A 19,050-nucleotide genomic window follows, 5' to 3' on the forward strand; every position below is an offset into this window, starting at 1 on the left:
TGTGAAAAGTGAGGGCTTTGGGTTACTTGCTTTTATTAACAGTATCGATTAGTTGCGGATCAGATAATCAAATGCACCTAAAGCTGCAGTTGCACCGGATCCCATCGAAATGATGATTTGTTTATAAGCACTATTAGTGCAATCGCCAGCAGCGAATACTCCTGGTACATTTGTAGCACCATGGCTATCTACAACGATCTCGCCAACGCGAGTACGTTCAACCATGTCACCTAACCAATCTGTGTTCGGAACCAAACCGATCTGTACAAACACACCCTGTAATTCAATATGGTGAGTTTCTTCTGTCGCACGATCGATATAAGAAATACCATCTACCTTATCAGTTCCGGTAATTTCTTTCGTTTGCACGTTCTTAAGCACAGTAACGTTAGGAAGGCTGTAGAGACGATCTTGCAGTACAGCATCTGCTTTGAGCTCTGGAGCAAATTCCAGAACCGTTACATGCTTCACTATACCCGCAAGGTCAATAGCTGCCTCAATCCCTGAATTACCGCCGCCGACAACGGCAACATCTTTGCCTGCAAATAAAGGACCATCACAGTGTGGGCAGTAGGCTACGCCTTTATTCTTGAATTCAGCTTCACCAGGCACACCCATATTGCGCCAACGAGCACCTGTCGACAGAATGACCGTCTTACTCTTTAGAACAGCACCGTTCTCGAGTTCAACTTCAATTAAATCATTCTTATCTAAACGTGTGGCACGTTGTAACTTCATCACATCAATGCCATACTCTTTCACTTGCTCTTCGAGTTTAGCCACTAGCTGAGGACCTTCAATGTAATTTACACTGATAAAGTTCTCAATGCCAAGTGTGTCGTTAACCTGTCCGCCTAAGCGTTCAGCGACAATCCCTGTGCGAATTCCTTTACGCGCTGCGTAAATTGCTGCACTTGCACCTGCTGGGCCACCGCCAACAACAAGAACATCATAAGGAGCTTTATTGTCAAACTCTGATGCGTCTACAGTACTACCCATTTTAGCTAGAATTTCTTCAACCGTCATACGACCACTTTCGAAAAATTCTCCGTTAAGGTAAACGCTTGGAACAGACATAATTTCTTTGCGTTCTACCTCTTCTTTGAACACTCCGCCATCAATCATCGTATGGGTAATGCCAGGATTGAAGATACTCATTAGGTTCAGTGCTTGTACAACATCAGGGCAATTATGACAGCTTAGGCTGACATAAGTTTCAAACTTATATTCGCCATTAATGCTTTTGATCTGATCAATAACACTTTGCTCAACCTTAGGCGCTCTTCCGCTAACTTGCAGTAGAGCCAACACTAATGAAGTAAACTCATGTCCTAGCGGAGTTCCAGCAAAGGTTACGCCCGTATCTTCACCCACACGATTTACGCTAAAGCTTGGGGTTCTAGGCAGTTCGGTTTTTTCTACCGTTATCCTAGCTGACATTTTGGCAATTTCATCAACCAGCGCTTCCATCTCTTGAGATGCTTCGTCAGAGCCTGCACTGATTTTCAGTACTACGTCGCCTTCCAAGAGTTCTAGGTATTGAGCTAGTTGAGCTTTTATTTCTTGATCTAATTTCATTTAGCTTTCGCTCCTTAAATCTTACCTACAAGATCGAGACTTGGTTTAAGAGTTTCTGCACCTTCGGACCATTTCGCTGGGCAAACTTCACCTGGATGATTGCGTACATATTGTGCTGCTTTGATTTTGTTAACAAGTGCACTAGCATCGCGACCAATACCACCAGCATTAATTTCAACGGTTTGGATAATACCGTCTGGATCAATGATGAATGTACCACGATCAGCAAGACCGTCAGCTTCGATCAGAACATCAAAGTTACGGGAAATCACATGAGAAGGATCGCCGATCATAATGTATTTTACCTTGCCAATAGCTGCAGAGCTTTCATGCCATGCTTTATGTGTAAAGTGAGTATCTGTGGAAACGGAATATACTTCAACACCCAATTGTTTCAGGGTTTCATATTGGTTTTGCAGATCTTCAAGTTCAGTTGGGCATACGAATGTAAAGTCAGCTGGGTAGAAGCAAACTACACTCCATTTACCTTTAAAGTTTTCTTCTGATACATCGATGAATTTCCCATCTTGAAATGCGCTTGCTTTGAATGGTAGGACTTCTGTTCCGATAAGTGACATATTATTTAAATCTCCTTTAAGTTTTATTTTTTGTGGATACAATATTCAAATCTGCAAACATCACATATCTGAATACTATTTGTAATTATTATAATTAACCAAATTAAGGCCTGTCAAGTTATTTATAATAATTCTAATATGATAATCGTTGTCAGTCGCTAAATGTTCATAAATTATCATACTTATGAACTAGTATGGGTTAGTTTACATGTTTTATGTAGGGCAATTTCTACAATTCGAAGTCATGTGCTATTAGATTGATAATATTTAAAGATTCTCTCGCTACCTTTGGGTTAGAATATCGATTTCCATTATATGTGATTAATGCTTTCCATAAAGCCCATCCTCTTGCTCTATTCCAAGTCTCTTCATCCATCTGTAATACATCCTTGAATACCTTTCTACTATCCTCATCAAAAAAGGTCCATGCCATTGCCGCATCACAAGCAGGATCGCCTACACCCAAGATTCCGAAATCAATGACTGCACACAGCTTTCCATCTTTGACTAGTAAATTCCCTGGCGCAATATCTCCATGAACCCAAACCGGCTTGGAATTCCATTTAGAATCTAATGCTAATTCCCAGATTTCTCTCAATAGATCTTCTTTAAAAATATCTTTATTATGCTCAATCGCATGTCTAGACTCTTCATCATATACAGCTAAAGATCCACCTCTATAGAAATTATGTTCTCCTGCTAAAGGTCCCCCACTAGCATCAATAGATTGTAATTCTATTAAAAATGCTCCCAAATCTCTTGCAAACTGGTTAAGATTATTAATATTTTGGTACGTTAATGTCTCACCCTCTACCCACTTATTGATAGACCACGGCAATGGATATTCTTCGTTAGGCTTCCCTTTGGCTAAAGGTACTTGAATAGGTAACGTGAGTTCTTTACTTAATATAGGCAACCATAGTTGCTCTTTCTCTACTTGTGGAGCATAAGCAGCTGCACTTGGTAACCTCACACTCATATGTTCACCTAAATGAAACGTTCGATTATCATTCCCACTGAATTTTACTGGTTTAATCTCTAAATCGGACCACTCTGGAAATTGTTCATTGATTAATCTTGCAACTAAATCGACGGTTATTGTATTCATAATTACCTCTCTAACATAAGTTTTACTAGCCATTTTTATAAGAGACATCTACTATTATGTTAGCTTTACTAGTGTCTGTATGCAAACTGTACAGTTAGATCGGCCGAAAAAAGGATAAGCTAAATAAATGGAAGTTGAAAATGCTTAATTTTATTATGAGGAAGAAGGGTGTTCCTTAATGACAAATAGCAAAACGAATCCCAAGGTAGATGGATTTCTAAGGAAAGTAAAACAGTGGCAGGAAGAATACGAGACGTTGAGAAATATCGTTCTTGACTGTGAGCTGACCGAAGACTTTAAATGGATGCATCCTTGTTACACGTTTAAGAACAAAAACATAGTCTTAATCCATGGATTTAAAGAATATATTGCACTGCTGTTTCATAAAGGTGTCTTATTAAAGGATACCCATGGGATTCTGATTCAACAAACGGAGAATGTACAAGCTGCACGCCAGATCCGGTTCACCAATGTTCAAGAGATCCTTGAAAAAGAAAGCATCATAAAAGAATATATTTATGAAGCCATCGAAGTTGAAAAAGCTGGTTTGGAAGTGGAATTCAAAAAGAATACAGATTTCATCATTCCTGATGAATTTCAAACTAAACTTGATGAAATGCCTGCCTTGAAAAATGCTTTTGAAGCTTTGACGCCCGGGCGGCAAAAAGCATACCTTCATCATTTTAATGAGCCCAAGCAATCTAAAACTCGAGTATCTAGGGTTGAAAAATGGATGCCGCAAATTCTGGATGGAAAAGGATTAAATGATTAAGTTGTATATGAAGAAGCAACCTTAGATCGGTGAACAATCCGAACTGAGGTTGCTTCTTCTCTTTTTACTAAAAGACTTTATACTACTTCAGGTAGGTTCCGGTTACTCCAATTCCACCGCTACCGTTCAATACATACACTCTAGCGTTTCCTTTTCCAGAGCATACCAGAGTGATTGTACCGTTAGTAACGTTTTTGGTATCGCCAGTCACCGCATCCACGTAAGTTCCATTCGGAATTCCGGTAAATGTCGCATTTCCTGAGATCGTAACTAACGCAAAGCTATCAATACCTTTTGAGCTATCGGTATATCTTCTTTTAAATGCCAATTCACCGGATACATTTTCTGTGGAATACTGGCCTTTTTGCAAGGCTGGAACAGCTCTTCTGATTAAATTGAGTTGTCTGATATGTTTTGCCAAAGGATAGTTTAATGAATCGGCAAGTGTGCCAGTAGCATTTGTATACTTACCGTAGTCCCGAACAGTAACACTACCCTCAATTTGATCGCCAAAGTAAGCACGCCCTGTTGAGCTAAGTGGTGCATTTGGGCCTACATCGATGACTGATCCTTTTTTAAACTCAATTTCAGAACCATAATAGATCGCAGGTATTCCCCGGAAGGTGAACATCAGCGAGAGATTCTCAGCCCAAGTGCTTTGTGTCCCTGCAAATCGTTGATTCTCTGGGGCTTGGTCAGGTGCATAGTCATGAGAGTCAACATAAGTTACATTCCAAGTAGCATCGTTATAATATTGATCACCGCTCTTCATACTGAATGCTTCCTGTGCAGTCTTGAATGCCCAATGCATCGGGAAATCAATAACATCCATACCCGATTTCATCGAATAGTCAGGTGCGTGATAATTATTGCCTATTAAAAAAGCATTGTTCGAGGTTGGCTGCCCTGCTGTAGTAGAGTTATCTGCCCACTCTTGTTCCACAGACAGCTTGTTGGAAGCGTAGTCATTTTGTCCATCACCCGGATAGGCTTTCGAGCTTTTCCATGTATAGAATGGAGTCGATATTGCCGGAATTCCACTGTTCCATACATCTCTATACCGAGTAGCCACTTCACCGAAGACAAAGAAGTTTGAGCCCCCTCTTGTTTTCCAAGCAGGAACAAAATATTTGTTAAAAATATACCGACTCACATGCTTCACAGTATCGACCCGGAAAGCATCAACACCCATATCAATATACTGATTATAGCTGTCAATTAGATACTGATTCACTACAGGATTTTCCGTGTTCAAGTCCACGGCGTCTCCTGCAATCTGTCCTGTCTGTACGGTGTAAGATTCCCAGGAAAGACTTTTTTCGGTATGATACATGTTATTGTTGGTTTCCGCATTTTTCATGATTGCGAGTCTGGCCTGATATTGCTGATCAGGGGTCATTGTATCATAGTTAGCTGGCAGTTTATCCGTAATTTTAAACATGTTATTTATGGTGTCCGCTGCAGTCGGATCTTTTTTGAACATAGGCAACAGATTCTCTTCCCCAAAATTACCTGTATGATTCACAACAACATCCTGAATAACCTTTATCCCTTTGGCATGAGCTGCATTAATCAATTCCTGATAAGAGGCTCCCGCTGATTCATACCTTGGATCTACTTTGGAAAAATTAATCGCATGGTAGCCATGATAATCATACCCGCTGGCATTCTGCACCACTGGCGTAATCCAAATAGCACTGAATCCGAGCGCTTTGATGTAGTCTAGCTTTTGAATCAGTCCCTTAAAGTCACCTCTCCAAGCTGGGTCTGAATCCGGATTTCCTGCTTTAGCATCCTCCCATGAATGTACATTGTTACTCGGATCACCATCATAGAATCGTGAAGTAATTACGAAATAAATGGTGTCTTCACGGAAATCGCCTTTATTTCCAATCGTATAGATAAAGCTCTGTTTCGTTTCATTTCCGGCACCATCGACCACCAGGAATTTCAGTGTCGTCGTCTTATTAATAAGAATGGACGGTCCTGCCAGAGCAGTTAAAGCATTGCCCGAGATATAGAGATTTGAACTGGTAGTTGGTTCCGTCCCATTATCTGTGTAATATGCAGTGGTCGTTGCCGCTTTGTTATCTTTTATATTAAAAGAGACGGTAACCGCAGAGCTTGAATTCCCAACAGGTAAATTCGCGGTTATCGTTGGGGCCTGCAGGTCGAGATTTAGGTCAATGACATAAGCAAAAGTGCCTACACTGCCTGCTTGACCTAAGGAGTTAACACCAAAAGCCTTGATAGTCGTAGTAGAAACTACTTGGATTGGAGCCGTGTATAAGGTAGAAGATGTCGTTGGTGTCGACCCGTCTGTCGTATAGTAGATTTTATCGCCAGTATTGATACTGGAGAGCTTCACAGTTTGGGCAGAATCATATGTCTTCGGCGTAGGAGAGACTGAAATCACGGGGATCTTCGGAATTTCTGGATTAGCGTCATACCACACATTATCTGCGTTATACCAGCCCTCTTTTACACTGCGGGACAAGTCGGCCGTCTGTTTGCCGTTGCCATCATTAAAGATAAGGCTTGTGCCGGTGGCGTTGGCAATAGTATAGCTGTACCAGTCGTTTCCGTCCGATTTCATCAGAATTCCTGGCCAAGCTCCGCTTGTTGGAACCGTTGTCGGACTCAGATTCCAGTAATGGATTCGGATCGTTGAGCTCCAGTTTGCTGGTTTCTTAAAATGAACCGTTAAGCCAGCCGAAGTTGGCGTTGGTGTAGGTGTTACGGTTGGTGTTGGTGTAGGCGTCACTGTTGGTGTTGGTGTTACGGTTGGTGTTGGCGTTGGTGTTGGCGTTGGTGTTACGGTTGGTGTTGGCGTTGGTGTTACTGTTGGTGTTTCGGTTGGTGTTGCTGTGGCTGAAAGAGTTAGATAGTCGATATTGATATTCCCAGTATCATCCGAGTCATATTTGTAAGCGATCGTATTATTTCCTGCCTGTAAGGAGAGCGTTTCTGTTTGGTCACTCCATGTATCCCAGTTTGCCAAATTCGCTAAAGTGGACTGCTTTACCTTTGCTCCATTCACATAAATGGAAACTTGCTTGGCACTGCCAGTCGCATTGGCATAGCGAAGCGTGGCATTATAGGCGCCTGCAACGGAAGATTGAACATTGAAGGTGGTAGTTGCTCCTGTGGTTGTGTATCCATCAACAAAACCAGTGCCGGTAAATCCGTTGTGATTCGTATTTATTTTTGCGCTACCTGCCAAGGCTGCGCTCTCAGCTTCATACTTCCCAGCAACCGGAATAACTACCGTCCAGTTCTTCCCTCCGTTGCTGTCCCAGCTATCCGTCGGGGCTGTGATGTGATAACAATAAATGAGTGTTGCGCCCTCCTGCACATTGAGGTTGGCCGTAAACGTGGTCCCACTTTTAGACATGACTGTGTCCGTAGTATTCGTCCAATTATTCGTAGTCCAATGCAGTGTCACAGAAGATGCTGTGGTGTTCGTATAGGAGACTGTATAATCAGTGTTGCTGGCTGAAGCCCCGCCCGATAAACCGAATAAACTAAAGATTAGCGAAAAAATGATCAACCAAGAAACAAACCGCCTAGATTGTTTTCGTACCAATTAAATAACCTCCTCATTAATTTTAAGTGCAAATTACGTTGTGCAAACGTTTGCAAAAATGAGAAAAAAAGAAACAATCTAACTTATCAATCTCCTCCTTCTTAGAAAATATGGAAAAACCTCATTGTATGCGTTTACAAATAGAACTATTGAGAAATCCTCAGGTTACAGATAGCTCCATATCTAATGAATTTTCCCTGTTTATGATTATAGGCTCCAACCTTTTCCGGGTCAATGCATCTTTTAGGCTAAAAACATAAAAATTTAATGGTTTAACCACAAAAGTTCAATCGTTTTCATTCATCAGTTGTTCAAGGCAAATTAAAATCTTAGATTACCGCTATTTATAGAACTATGGTTTCCCGTTTGTTGAACGAAGGATTGTCAAGACTTGGGTGACAACTTCTTCGTACTTACCCAGTACTTTCGAAATCAGTTCTCGGGATCATGTACTTTAGTCACCCATCCGTGTTTTCAATGGTTCTAAAACTTCCGTTTATGATACGGAAGACCCTCGCCTTCTTCGCAATACTGTTTAAGACTGTACAAAAAAATAGCCCAGTTATAATTACATACGCGATAAAATGAGGTCACTTCCTCCCAATTCATCTGACGAAAAATGATTGAAGTCTTCCCGTTTTTTTCCTTCATATCAAAAGAAATTGTCGTACCTATCCATTCTGGATCTGAATCAACACACTGCCACAAAATCTTTTTATCGGGAACAAGCTCATCAACCCGCATCTTTGTTAAACCTTTGCCGCCGAATTGGAACTCATTTATACAACCGATCTGATCATTGACTATTAGTTCATTTGTCCATATTTCTGAAAGTCCTTTTGTAGTGGTTAATGCTTCATATACCGTTGAAGCTGGAACATTCACGGTCTGTAAGTGCTCGATATTTGCCATATTGCTCATCCCCTTTTTTAAGGATTTAATTTATGTAATTATTTGTATACGAAAATTATACCATCAATCATATCAACTCTGTGATGAACATTGGTGTAGCTCCATCCTCTGTATTAAAGCCAAATTTATTATAGAAATCCACTGCATGAGGATAAGAAATTAATACTTTTGTTTTACACCCTTTATATCTATCAAGCATTATATTCATCATTTCCTTACCTATACCGATACTCTGATAACTCGGATTAATAAGCATATAATGAAAATATACCGTTAAAACACCATCTGACAAAGCATTTATTAAACCAACAAGCTTTCCTCCTTCCCAAGCGGTAACAATTGAATGAGACCCTCCGATTGCTTGTAAAAGCTCGTTTGGGTACTTGCCAGACTCCCATTCTACCGAAAGAAATAACTCTTGGAGTGCATCCTTAGTGATATCCTCTTTGCTTGAAGCGTAATAAATACTCACCCTATACCTTCCTTTCATAAAACTAACTACGGCACAACATCTGTTTTAAACTCCCATATTTCGATGGTTTTGCAATCCTTACGAAGCCATAAAATAATACCGACAAAGCAATTTCGGATTTATCAAAGTGAATAATCACTTTATTTACCTCAATATACTCTTAAAAATATGTATAGAAAATGGATTAACTGAAGTGGAATTTGTATTTATTTACATTAGAGAATTCATGAGAATACTTCTTTTACCTAAGCATACTAATCCTAAAAGGTTTATAGCGTTAACCTGCCCGTTAGTTGAACAAATAAAAAAATGGCTGCCGAAGCAACCGCTATTCCACTAATGTGCCCCGCTAGCTTAATCGACATTACGCACCAGTCCGATAGACTTAGCCTTGCAGGGTTATCTGCTGATTACGCCTCACCGAAAAATCCTTAGCAGACCAAGGAGAGCAACTTTCAAATTCTTCTCTTACAGACTATGATTTATTAAATGAGCAATTTCCTTAACTCTCCCCATTGTAATTCCTTCTCTTTGTTCAACTGCAAGTGGATGATTCGTTTGTTCTAATTCTATTAACGGAACAGCACCAACTTCTTGTGTATGTACCATTGTCTTTAACGATAATGTAGTTATTGGATATATTGAAAGTTCAGTCGATAACCAACCAAAATAAGGTTTTTCAGTTTCCCTTCCTTCTACATGCAATAATTCATTAGATTTCAAAAAGTTTTCTTCACTAAGAGAAACCCAAACACTCCATATAAATTTCTCTTTACTATCAATTATTGGTATTTCAATATGTCCTCTAATAAAGAAATGCTGTTCATCAATTACACAAAAATCTCTAATTAATTCTGTTCTTTTCTCTTCTGGTACAGTGTAAAAATAATAGGGTGCTTCACTTCCGTAACATAAAGGAAGTTCACTTAATTCGTTGTTACAGTGAGGGCATTTCATGTTTTCTGCTCCTTATAGTTTCTTGGTGATTTCTTATAACGTCTTATTCGCGAAATTACTGAGTTATCCTGCCCGTTAGTTCAATAAAATGAACAGCTAGCATCTGCCAGACATAGAAAGACCGCCATTGAAGGCGGTCTAAAAAATTTATCATTTCTGCCCAACAATAAATCCTGGAGATATTAAAAACCTGAGATGATTCGCTGTAAGCCTAATTAGAGCGTCTCAACCAATTTCTGAATCTTTGAGTGGGAAATTAAATATACAGGACCCATTATTTCTATTTTGCCGTCCTTTACACGCATTGCACTCTCCTGTTCTGCCGCATAAACATCAATCTCTTCAGACAAGGGGAACAGGTAACCTTGAACAAACGTAGCGTAGTCGCGTTTAGAATGAGATTCATAGGCAAAATGATCAAAGCCAATACCATCATAAATAGTACTTGTTTCAACTTCATTGCCAGTGTTTTTCAAGCATAACCATTTTGCAGCCATGTTTATCGCACCGGCGCTGGCACCCATTATAACGGCATTGCTGTTCTTAATAACATTTGATAATTCATAATCCGCCAAAAAATCGTTTTGCAAAACAGGATCTCCACCGCATAAAAAAATGACAGAAGCGTTGTGAATTAATCGCTGGGCATCTTCCTTCTGCATGCGGTAATCGATGAAATGATATTCATCAAAAATAATGTTAGCCTGATTTAACCATGTACATTCAGAAACATCATCAATGTTAATTTGCTCACCTGTATAACCAGACGGTTCAGCGCTAATCATAACAAGCGATTTTCTGTCTTGTATATCCTCATGCAAGCAATGGACCAGCTTCTCTGGAAAAAAATTATTAAACCAACTGAGATAGTAGTGAGTACTCAAACTTAATTACCTCCATATGTATTTTTCACAATAATAAAATGAAGTTACATATTAGTTATCTAATACGTAACTCCAATTATAAACAATAGCTTCTATTAGTAGAATCTCAAGCAATGGTCTCCATTAAAAATTCGATCACCGGGTAAGAGATCATGTGCCGATCACGGTAAATCGAGGTAATAGCATCTGGCCGTGTGCTAAGGATTGCCTTCTGTAAAAGGGCTGCTTGAAAGCCTCTTTCTTGTGCACCGTTAATAGTAAAGGTTACACAATGTTCTGCGGCGAAGCCCGCAACGATGATGAATTCAACACCATGTTCACGTAGAAGTTGTTCCAAATCCGTCCTCCAAAAAGCATTAGAATATTCTTTTGCCATCTGGATATCTGTCGGTGCTACTGTAATTTCCGGTATGCTATTTCTTGCTTCTGGATCCGTATCCGCATTCGCCCCTTCCATGTCTTGTATATGGATGACGATTTGGTCCTTCGCACGAAGTAACCCAGACACATGATTAATGTATTCACAAGCCTCACTTACATTTAACTTCTCCATATGATCGTGTAAGAAAAGGTTTTGCATATCAATAATTAGAAATCCAATTTTTATTTTGAACTACCCCTCTCAGAATAAATATAGCTAGTTTCTATACTAATCTGGATGAAGATTCAGCTCAAGGGAATAAATGAATTAGACTATTTTGTACAATAACATCATATGTTACGCCATTCCTCTTCATTTAGTTCGTTGTTAATGCCGACCCCAGCTAAGGAGCCCATAGAAGCGGCAATAATGGCTTGATGAAGATGTGTTGTTGCATCACCGGCACTATAAACGCCTGAAACGTTCGTTTTACCGAGATTATCGATGATGACTGTTCCTGTTTCTGTGAGTTCACAACCAATGGCTTGTGGCAAACCCGACCCGATCATAAGCTTCGGTCTAAAAAATATCCCCCTACATACGATGCTAGTACCATCCTTCAACACAACTTGCTGCACCATGCCATTGTCAGATTCGATCGACTGAATCGGTGAGTCATAGACAGGAATGTTATGCTGATTTAGCTCTTCGCGTTGTGCATCCGTCAAGTCATCAGATCCATTAGTACATATGGTAATCTTTTTCGTCCACCCAGATAACACTTGGGCCATATGCGTTGCATCGGCTCCCTTAACAATTACGACAAGAGGCTGATCTCTTAGTTCCCATCCATCACAATAGGGGCAGATAAAGGCGCTTTTACCATATACGTCTGAGAGTCCCTTAATATCCATCGGGAGGTCCTTCATCCCTATGGCGAAGAGCACCTTTTTACTTTTATAGGTCTGACCTTGAACCGTCGTAATTTGAAAATCACCATCAATTCCCGTAATCGATAGGGCGGTATCTTCCGCAAAAGTAACGGATGGATAGGCACTAATCTGCTCCCTCGCAATCCTCCTAAATTCGCTTGGACTTATAGAATCTCTAGTAAGAAAGCCATGCGTTTCTCGAGTAACCCTATTACGTGCCCGTCCTTCATCAATAACAACCACATTTTTTCTTGCCCTGCCTAGCACCAGAGCAGCATTTAGACCTGCCGGTCCTCCACCGATTATTACACAATCATGAGTCATACTAATTCTCCCTTTCGCTTTTCAATTTATATTAAAGATATTAGAGACTTATGTTATCTCTAATTTTCCTAAAAAAAGAACGGATCTTACTCCGTCATTATAATTGTTGCCAGATCCACTATTTTCTTGTTTCTAGATACTAAGAATAATTCCTTTAAGTATTCCAATTAACGACTTTGTGAATCTATAATAACTTTAATAAATCTAAAAGGCAAGGATTTTTCTATTTAATCCTTGCCCTCTTGGAATTCCAACTAAATTACCGCAAAAGTGTAGTAGCCCATAAAAACAGCTTGTTGTCAGGATTAACAAATCCCTTTTTGTTTTTATCTAATGTCGATATTTGTTTCATTTCCTCATCATATAAACTAAAATCAAAGATTTCCAGATTCGCCTTTAATCTTGCAGGATTAACCGACTTGGGAATAACCCCAACATTACGCTCAATGTTCCATCTTAACATAACTTGAGCCGTTGTTTTACCGTGTCTTTCAGCAATGCTTGTTAATATAGGGTTATCGAATAAATTTTTATTTCCATGTCCAAAAGGACTCCACGCTACATGTTGGATATTCTTATTCACCATATAATTATGCAAGTCGGGCTGCTGTAAAAACGGATTCGTATGAATTTGATTTACTGCAGGTACTATTGAGCCATGCTTCAATACATCACTCAGGTGCGTTTGTTCAAAGTTAGACACACCAATGGCTCTGATTTTACCCTCTTTGTACAATTCCTCTAATATCAACCAGCTCTCAACATATTTTGGGGATGGCCAATGGATCAAATAAAGATCTATATAATCTGTTCCCAGCTTTTTCAAACTCATTTCAAAAGCCTGTTTCGTTCTTTTACCATGATCTGAATTCCACAGTTTTGTTGTAATAAATATATCCTTTCGATTTACACCTGATTTTTTAATTGTACTTGCAACAAGTTCCTCATTATGATAAAAAGCGGCGGTATCAATATGCTTATATCCATTTCTCAATGCCCAAATGATTGCATCTTCGTGTTCATTTTTCATTTGGTATACACCCAATCCGACTTTTGGTAACAAAACTCCATTATTTAATAGGTAATTTTCCAAAAAATAATCCTCCCATACACTATTATTTTATATCAGCTGAGTCAGTCGATTCTGATAGCATTCCAGCAACTTCTTTCTATTCCTTGAATAAGCTCTGGAGTCTCAATTATTTTTCCATGTTGAATTTCTTTGAAGAAGCTAACAAATGCGCCATAAACAATACAGATTAATGCATTTGAAGGAAGAGAGCTGAATACCCCTCTCTCTTTACCCTTTTCTATGATTGCGACTAAAAAATTCATAAATCCATCAAACACGCTCCGGCTCTTCTCATTCAAATAATATGACTCCGCATGTGAATCTATAAATAGCAGAGCGTATATATTGCTTTTTGCAAATCTAACCATTTGATAAAACACATGGCGAAATTGCTCACGAATTTCATTTGAGTTTGGAAAATCAGTTTTAATGGTCTCTGAAAACTCCATCACTACTTTTTGAAACAATGAATTAACTAATGACTCTTTACTTTCAAAATATCGATAAATGGTACCCGCTCCTACTTTTGCCGCTTCCGCAATCATAGGGACAGTCGTTCCATCATAATCTCTTTCTGCAAATAATTTTAAAGCCGCTTTATAAATTTCCTCTTGCTTGTTTGTAGACAATAAGAACACCTCTCCTTCTTGCGGAATGAATATTCATTCCACTTTACAATAAAACTCATTTATAAAAAAAACAATCAGAATATTAGAAATTTTTTCCTGTAATATGAAGATGAAAAGACAAATAAGGATGTCTCTGAAGTATTAGCTTCAAGACACCCTTAAGTATAATTTCATAATAAACCCTATAAAAAAGGGACGCTGTACGTTCGATTAAAGCACTACCGGCCGGATTCTGCCGTCTTCTTCATAATGGAGTTCCGTAAATTTCATACTGCGTTTATGGTCCACGCCGCCAGACAGCGATGCGTCATGATAGAACAAATACCATTTCTCGTTAAATTCCACGATAGAATGATGAGTCGTCCAGCCAACGACTGGATTCAGGATCGTTCCTTGGAAGACAAAGGGTCCGCAAGGCTTATCACTCACTGCATAGACGATCTTATGGGTTGTGCCAGTAGAGTACGAGAGATAGTATTTCCCTTTATACTTGTGCATCCATGGACCCTCGAAGTACCTCCTGTCTTCATCACCCGCAAGGATAGAGTTCCCTTCTTCATCAATAATGGTGATCTCCTGAGGGTCAGATTTGAATGACAGCATGTCTTCACTCAGTTCACCCACCCAAGGACCGTAAGCCGGTTCCTCAGGGCCCTTTTCTACCGCATCTTGTTGAAAAATACCGTCTTGCCACTTTTCTAATTGTCCGCCCCATAAGCCGCCAAAATACATGTAGGCTCTTTCGTCCTCGTCCACGAATACGGCTGGATCGATGCTGAAGCTCCCTTTGATATAGCTTTTTTGAGCCTGGAAAGGACCAGACGGAGAAGTTGACGTAGCTACTCCGATACGGAAAATCCCCTCCTTGTCCCGGGCTGGGAAAAATAAATAATACGTCCCCTGCCGGTACGCGGTATCGGGCGCCCACATTTGCTTCGAAGCCCAAGGCACATCCCGAAGATGAAGCGCCTCTCCGTGATCTACACAGGGGGATTTAGGATCTTCCAAGGAAAACACATGATAATCCTCCATCGCATATTGGTCACCATTATCATTCGTAGGTCCATCATGGTCAATATCATGGGATGGGTAAATATACAGCTTGCCCTCAAATACATGAGCGGAGGGATCGGCTGTATAGAGATGGGTAACTAACGGTTCATTTTTTGTTGCCATAATAGAACTCTCCTCCTGATTGAGATTACGCCTGTTGATTAGCCAAGCAGAAATGGATTTTACCGTCCTTATAGGGACGGTTCCGTTTCTGCGAGAAATATCAGAACATGAGTAGACATGTGAAACTTATACTTTCTGATATTTCAAAAAAAGGTACACTAAGGCGCTCCTAAAGTATTTTCAGCTAATGCTCTCACATTTCCATAACTATAATTTAGCTAATCAACAGGCCTAGATTGGAATTGATTCGTTCCACGGTGCTTCCTTATTCGAAGCCAGCTTGCCTGGGTTATTCTTTGACGCCACCAAGTGCCACGCCCGCGATAATATATCTGGATAACAAGAAGTAAACTATAAACAACGGTAAAGCCGTCAAAGCCAGACCCATATAGATCGAGCCGAACTCCGTTTTGTAGATATCACCTCGGAGCAAGCTTACCATGATTGGCATAGTATATTTCTCCTTCTGTGTCAGCAATATCAGCGGCATGAACAGGTTGTTCCAGTTAGCCACAAAGGCAAAGATGGCCTGTGTGGCTACTGCCGGCATCATCAGCGGTAAGATAATCCGGTTGAAAGTGAAGAATTCACCAGACCCATCTACGCGCGCAGCTTCCACGATCTCTATCGACAGAGTTGCGAGCAAGTATTGGCGCATGAAGAACACCACCGCAGGTGCAGCAATTGCTGGTAGAATCAGCGGAAGAAAATTGTTGGTCCAATGTAATTTATACATGAACTGATAGAATCCAATTGCGCTTGCCTGGGAAGGAATCATCATCACGCACATGATGAAGGTAAAGAATGGCCCCCGTAGCTTCCAGCTGTAGGTGACTAGCCCATAGGCCGCCAAGGACGAGAAATAGACTGTACAGAGGGTTGCAGAACTGGCAATAATAAATGAATTCAGGAACCCTTGAAGCGGATCGAAGCTCTTATCGAGCAACACTCGCAGGTTGCTCATCATGTGGCTCGAAGGAAGCAGAGAAAGTCCGCTTTGAATTTCCGGTGTAGAGCGTGTGGCATTTACAAACATGATCCAAAACGGCAGGATACTGAGCACCGCCAAAGAGATGCAAACAACATAGATAATTGTCTTGTTGATCTTTCGGTTAACGGTTCCGCTTTTCTGATTATTTGCCATGTGTTACACCTCCCTCACGGGCTGCTATAGCAGCTTTTCTATTCTTTTGTTTTTGTATTTTTTTAAGTCTTGACGCATCACGGTCACGCATCACGTAGAACAGTATTCCGGCCAATATTGCCGAAATCAAGAACATAATCATGCTTGCTGCTGCAGCACGATTGTACATATAGCTGCCCTTGAATGCTTGCCCGTAGATAAACATGGACGTGGTAAGCGTAGAATCGTCCGGTCCACCTGCAAGGAATAATTGCGGAATATCGAACATGGTCAAACCACCCACCATCGATGTAATCAGTGTGAACAGCAATATCGTACGCAGACTCGGCAGTGTGATGCGGAAGAAGGTTTGAAACCCGTTAGCCCCGTCAATCGATGCAGACTCGAAGAGAGCAGGATTTATACCCATAACGCCAGCAATCAGGACGATCATGGTGTTGCCGTACCACATCCAGAACTGGATGAACGCGACAATGCCCCGTGCTGTCGTCTTATCCTGCAGGAAGAACACCGGAGCGTCGGTCCATCCCAACATTTGAAACAAACTGTTTACAGGACCCATCGGATAGGCGAATAAAGTGCTGAACAACACGGCAATCGTACTCGCTGTGATGATATTAGGCATATAGAGCAGAACCTTGAACAAGCCTTGTCCCTTTATATTGAGACGCTTATTCGTGAACCATGCCGTTAGCAAGAGCGCGAGAAGCATCTGGGGAACGAAGTTAGTAATCCAGAGCAATCCAGTGTTGATCAAAGACTTCCGGAACGAAGGATTATCAAAGAGAAGATCTTTGAAGTTTTGAAAAGGATTATCAAGAATATGGATCGGTTTTGGTATTATTCCTTTCATATCGGTGAATCCAATGACTGCGGTATATAAAATGGGATACAGTGAGAAAATCAGAAATGCCAGGACAAACGGAAAGGTAAAAATATAACCGTATTTCGAATAGTTCACATTTTTGCGGCGCATGCTCTCACCTCTTTAGTTGATATGAAGGGGCGGGATTACTCCCCCGCCCCTCCGAATCCTTCTTATTCGCTTTCAATGCCAAGTTGGTCTTTGACTTGTTGCTTAAAGGTTTCGATCGCTTTGGCACGGTCCTTGTTGCCCGCGGTGTATTCACGCACTTGATCACGCCAGAGCTTGTTGATTGTTTCGTCGTACTGGGTCAAGTTTTTACCTGAAGCGTTTGCATTGGCCGGTACAAACACGTCGAACATGTTCTGACCACCGAGCAGTGGAACTTCACCGTTTGATTTCGACATGACAACGGAGGAAGCAACGCTGTCCTTCGTACCTTGCTCGCCTTCCTTCATGGTACCGTTAGCCCAGAAATATTGGAGTCCCGTTTCAGAGGTGTCGAGTGTAACCCACTTCACAAAGTCTGCAACAGCCTGTTTCTTGGCATCGTCCTTGGTGACGTCTTTGTTGGCAAGCAGCCAAGTGCCACCCCAGAAGAACCCTGTTGGTGGTTCGGAAACCGCCCAGTCGCCATTCGTGTCTTTTACTTGACCGTTCATCACGTAGTTGATGAGCCAAGCAGGACCGAAGAAACCGAAGATTGGTTGGGCTCCAGAGCCTGACATATCGGCGTACCAAGCTTCCGTCCAATCCGTTGTATCGTTGTGGTAGCCATTGTCTTTTAACTTTTTAGAGAGGTCAAGGAACTCTTCCCGCTTCGGATCGATATGAAGCTTGCCATCAACAATCCAACCCTTGTCCGAGCTGTTCTCAATTGGATGCCAGATATCTCCGTCGCCGGAAACGATGCCGTATCCTTTAGCTTTCAGCTTCGCGGCTGCTTCGTAGAATTTATCCCAGCCTGGTCCAATTTCATTTTTAATAGTGGCTGGATCGTCGGTTCCAAAAACATCCTTCGCAATGGAACGGCGATAGATGAAGGCACCGCCAGTCGCTTGATAGCCGAGGGCTTTCAATTTGCCGTCTAGGCTACCGATGTCAACCGAGTATTGAGCGATGCCAGCGTCCTTAACCATTTGGTCGTCAAGGCCCAGGTCAGAATAGTTGGCCGAATAGCTGGATGCATCGCCTTGTGTATACTTGAGCACGAATGCTGATTCAGCTGCATAAATGTCCGGAGCATCTTTTCCTCCAGCGGACAGAGCCTGATCAAGCGCAGGTTGATAAGCGCCGTCGGTGGTTGCAATAACTGTAGTTTTGAACTCAACATTCGCGTCCGGATGAGTTTCCATATACTTCTTGGTCATATTAGGTATCTCATCTGTAAAGCTCCAGAGATTGATAGTGACTTTCTCGCCTGTTCCTTTTGATGGAGCTTCGGTAGCGTTGGCTGCTGGTGCAGTCGTTGGGCTTGAGCTAGATGAGTTAGAATTCGAGTTCCCACCACATGCTGCGAGAGCAGATGACATCACGAGCAATGTAGAGATCCCCACTAAACTACGTTTCATACTTTTCATATCTTTGCCTCCCCTTTTGTATTATTACTTCGGCTTTTTGTAACCGCATACATAATTATAGAGCCTGCAATCCTTAAGCATAAGGACACCCTCTTTAGGAAAACTTCCACTATTTTTAGA

Annotated in this window: 17 protein-coding genes; 1 reads left to right on the plus strand and 16 read right to left on the minus strand. The window is 41.1% G+C overall.

All coding sequences use genetic code 11. The features are described from left to right. Positions 1 to 48: 48 nt before the first annotated feature. The 3 genes from ahpF to NST34_RS28435 form a co-directional block, all read right to left on the minus strand. Positions 49 to 1,578: an alkyl hydroperoxide reductase subunit F gene (gene ahpF, locus NST34_RS28425; protein WP_042192017.1), complete on the minus strand. Its 1,530-nt coding sequence runs from the start codon at positions 1,576 to 1,578 to the stop codon at positions 49 to 51. 14 nt (positions 1,579 to 1,592) lie between these two features. Then, complete coding sequence (gene ahpC, locus NST34_RS28430) at positions 1,593 to 2,156, minus strand: alkyl hydroperoxide reductase subunit C (protein WP_042192019.1); 564 nt, start codon at positions 2,154 to 2,156, stop codon at positions 1,593 to 1,595. A 229-nt stretch (positions 2,157 to 2,385) separates the two neighbouring features. Beyond that, a complete protein-coding gene (locus NST34_RS28435) occupies positions 2,386 to 3,264 on the minus strand; it encodes an aminoglycoside phosphotransferase family protein (protein WP_076285534.1) in 879 nt (292 codons plus the stop codon). Between the two features lie 178 nt (positions 3,265 to 3,442). On the opposite strand from NST34_RS28435, the gene NST34_RS28440 reads away from it, so the two are divergent. Continuing rightward, positions 3,443 to 4,036 carry a YdeI/OmpD-associated family protein gene (locus NST34_RS28440; RefSeq protein ID WP_076285535.1) on the plus strand — a complete coding sequence of 198 codons (594 nt, stop codon included), beginning with the start codon at positions 3,443 to 3,445 and terminating at the stop codon, positions 4,034 to 4,036. A gap of 82 nt (positions 4,037 to 4,118) precedes the next feature. Here NST34_RS28440 and NST34_RS28445 read toward each other — a convergent pair whose 3' ends face one another. The 13 genes from NST34_RS28445 to NST34_RS28505 all read right to left on the minus strand — a co-directional run bounded on the left by NST34_RS28445 (position 4,119) and on the right by NST34_RS28505 (position 18,930). Further along, positions 4,119 to 7,622, minus strand: coding sequence for an alpha-amylase family glycosyl hydrolase (locus tag NST34_RS28445; RefSeq protein WP_341129214.1), 3,504 nt, complete (start codon positions 7,620 to 7,622; stop codon positions 4,119 to 4,121). A gap of 483 nt (positions 7,623 to 8,105) precedes the next feature. After that, a complete protein-coding gene (locus NST34_RS28450; RefSeq protein ID WP_076285537.1) occupies positions 8,106 to 8,534 on the minus strand; it encodes an SRPBCC family protein in 429 nt (142 codons plus the stop codon). A 67-nt stretch (positions 8,535 to 8,601) separates the two neighbouring features. Next, positions 8,602 to 9,006 (minus strand): GNAT family N-acetyltransferase, encoded by a 405-nt coding sequence (locus NST34_RS28455; protein ID WP_076285538.1) that lies wholly within the window; start codon positions 9,004 to 9,006, stop codon positions 8,602 to 8,604. Between the two features lie 468 nt (positions 9,007 to 9,474). After that, a complete protein-coding gene (locus tag NST34_RS28460) occupies positions 9,475 to 9,963 on the minus strand; it encodes a DUF2199 domain-containing protein (protein WP_076285539.1) in 489 nt (162 codons plus the stop codon). A 215-nt stretch (positions 9,964 to 10,178) separates the two neighbouring features. Continuing rightward, complete coding sequence (locus tag NST34_RS28465) at positions 10,179 to 10,847, minus strand: Type 1 glutamine amidotransferase-like domain-containing protein (protein WP_076300934.1); 669 nt, start codon at positions 10,845 to 10,847, stop codon at positions 10,179 to 10,181. Positions 10,848 to 10,953: 106 nt separating this feature from the next. Then, positions 10,954 to 11,454, minus strand: coding sequence for a cysteine hydrolase family protein (locus NST34_RS28470; RefSeq protein ID WP_076285541.1), 501 nt, complete (start codon positions 11,452 to 11,454; stop codon positions 10,954 to 10,956). 104 nt (positions 11,455 to 11,558) lie between these two features. Then, positions 11,559 to 12,464 carry an NAD(P)/FAD-dependent oxidoreductase gene (locus NST34_RS28475; protein ID WP_341129215.1) on the minus strand — a complete coding sequence of 302 codons (906 nt, stop codon included), beginning with the start codon at positions 12,462 to 12,464 and terminating at the stop codon, positions 11,559 to 11,561. Positions 12,465 to 12,723: 259 nt separating this feature from the next. Continuing rightward, positions 12,724 to 13,557 carry an aldo/keto reductase gene (locus NST34_RS28480; protein ID WP_076285543.1) on the minus strand — a complete coding sequence of 278 codons (834 nt, stop codon included), beginning with the start codon at positions 13,555 to 13,557 and terminating at the stop codon, positions 12,724 to 12,726. A gap of 41 nt (positions 13,558 to 13,598) precedes the next feature. Continuing rightward, on the minus strand, positions 13,599 to 14,165 hold the full coding sequence (locus NST34_RS28485; RefSeq protein WP_341129216.1) for a TetR/AcrR family transcriptional regulator: 567 nt from the start codon (positions 14,163 to 14,165) through the stop codon (positions 13,599 to 13,601). A 210-nt stretch (positions 14,166 to 14,375) separates the two neighbouring features. Continuing rightward, positions 14,376 to 15,341 carry a glycoside hydrolase family 43 protein gene (locus NST34_RS28490; RefSeq protein WP_341129217.1) on the minus strand — a complete coding sequence of 322 codons (966 nt, stop codon included), beginning with the start codon at positions 15,339 to 15,341 and terminating at the stop codon, positions 14,376 to 14,378. Positions 15,342 to 15,630: 289 nt separating this feature from the next. Beyond that, on the minus strand, positions 15,631 to 16,485 hold the full coding sequence (locus NST34_RS28495) for a carbohydrate ABC transporter permease (protein ID WP_042192048.1): 855 nt from the start codon (positions 16,483 to 16,485) through the stop codon (positions 15,631 to 15,633). Then, entirely contained in the window at positions 16,475 to 17,461 is a 987-nt protein-coding gene (locus NST34_RS28500) for a carbohydrate ABC transporter permease (protein ID WP_042192055.1), read from the minus strand. The genes NST34_RS28495 and NST34_RS28500 overlap by 11 nt, the downstream gene beginning before the upstream one ends. A gap of 62 nt (positions 17,462 to 17,523) precedes the next feature. Further along, a complete protein-coding gene (locus tag NST34_RS28505; RefSeq protein ID WP_341129218.1) occupies positions 17,524 to 18,930 on the minus strand; it encodes an ABC transporter substrate-binding protein in 1,407 nt (468 codons plus the stop codon). Positions 18,931 to 19,050 lie beyond the last annotated feature (120 nt).

The sequence above is a fragment of the Paenibacillus sp. FSL H7-0714 genome (assembly GCF_038003765.1).
Classification (GTDB): Bacteria; Bacillota; Bacilli; order Paenibacillales; family Paenibacillaceae; genus Paenibacillus_AQ.

Excerpts from the sequence above, each read along its gene's own strand:
- NST34_RS28440 (WP_076285535.1), top strand. The coding sequence starts at position 3,443 with ATGACAAATAGCAAAACGAATCCCAAGGTAGATGGATTTCTAAGGAAA.
- ahpF (WP_042192017.1), bottom strand. The coding sequence starts at position 1,578 with ATGAAATTAGATCAAGAAATAAAAGCTCAACTAGCTCAATACCTAGAA.
- NST34_RS28500 (WP_042192055.1), bottom strand. The coding sequence starts at position 17,461 with ATGCGCCGCAAAAATGTGAACTATTCGAAATACGGTTATATTTTTACC.
- ahpC (WP_042192019.1), bottom strand. The coding sequence starts at position 2,156 with ATGTCACTTATCGGAACAGAAGTCCTACCATTCAAAGCAAGCGCATTT.
- NST34_RS28495 (WP_042192048.1), bottom strand. The coding sequence starts at position 16,485 with ATGGCAAATAATCAGAAAAGCGGAACCGTTAACCGAAAGATCAACAAG.
- NST34_RS28460 (WP_076285539.1), bottom strand. The coding sequence starts at position 9,963 with ATGAAATGCCCTCACTGTAACAACGAATTAAGTGAACTTCCTTTATGT.
- NST34_RS28490 (WP_341129217.1), bottom strand. The coding sequence starts at position 15,341 with ATGGCAACAAAAAATGAACCGTTAGTTACCCATCTCTATACAGCCGAT.
- NST34_RS28435 (WP_076285534.1), bottom strand. The coding sequence starts at position 3,264 with ATGAATACAATAACCGTCGATTTAGTTGCAAGATTAATCAATGAACAA.
- NST34_RS28450 (WP_076285537.1), bottom strand. The coding sequence starts at position 8,534 with ATGGCAAATATCGAGCACTTACAGACCGTGAATGTTCCAGCTTCAACG.
- NST34_RS28505 (WP_341129218.1), bottom strand. The coding sequence starts at position 18,930 with ATGAAAAGTATGAAACGTAGTTTAGTGGGGATCTCTACATTGCTCGTG.
- NST34_RS28475 (WP_341129215.1), bottom strand. The coding sequence starts at position 12,464 with ATGACTCATGATTGTGTAATAATCGGTGGAGGACCGGCAGGTCTAAAT.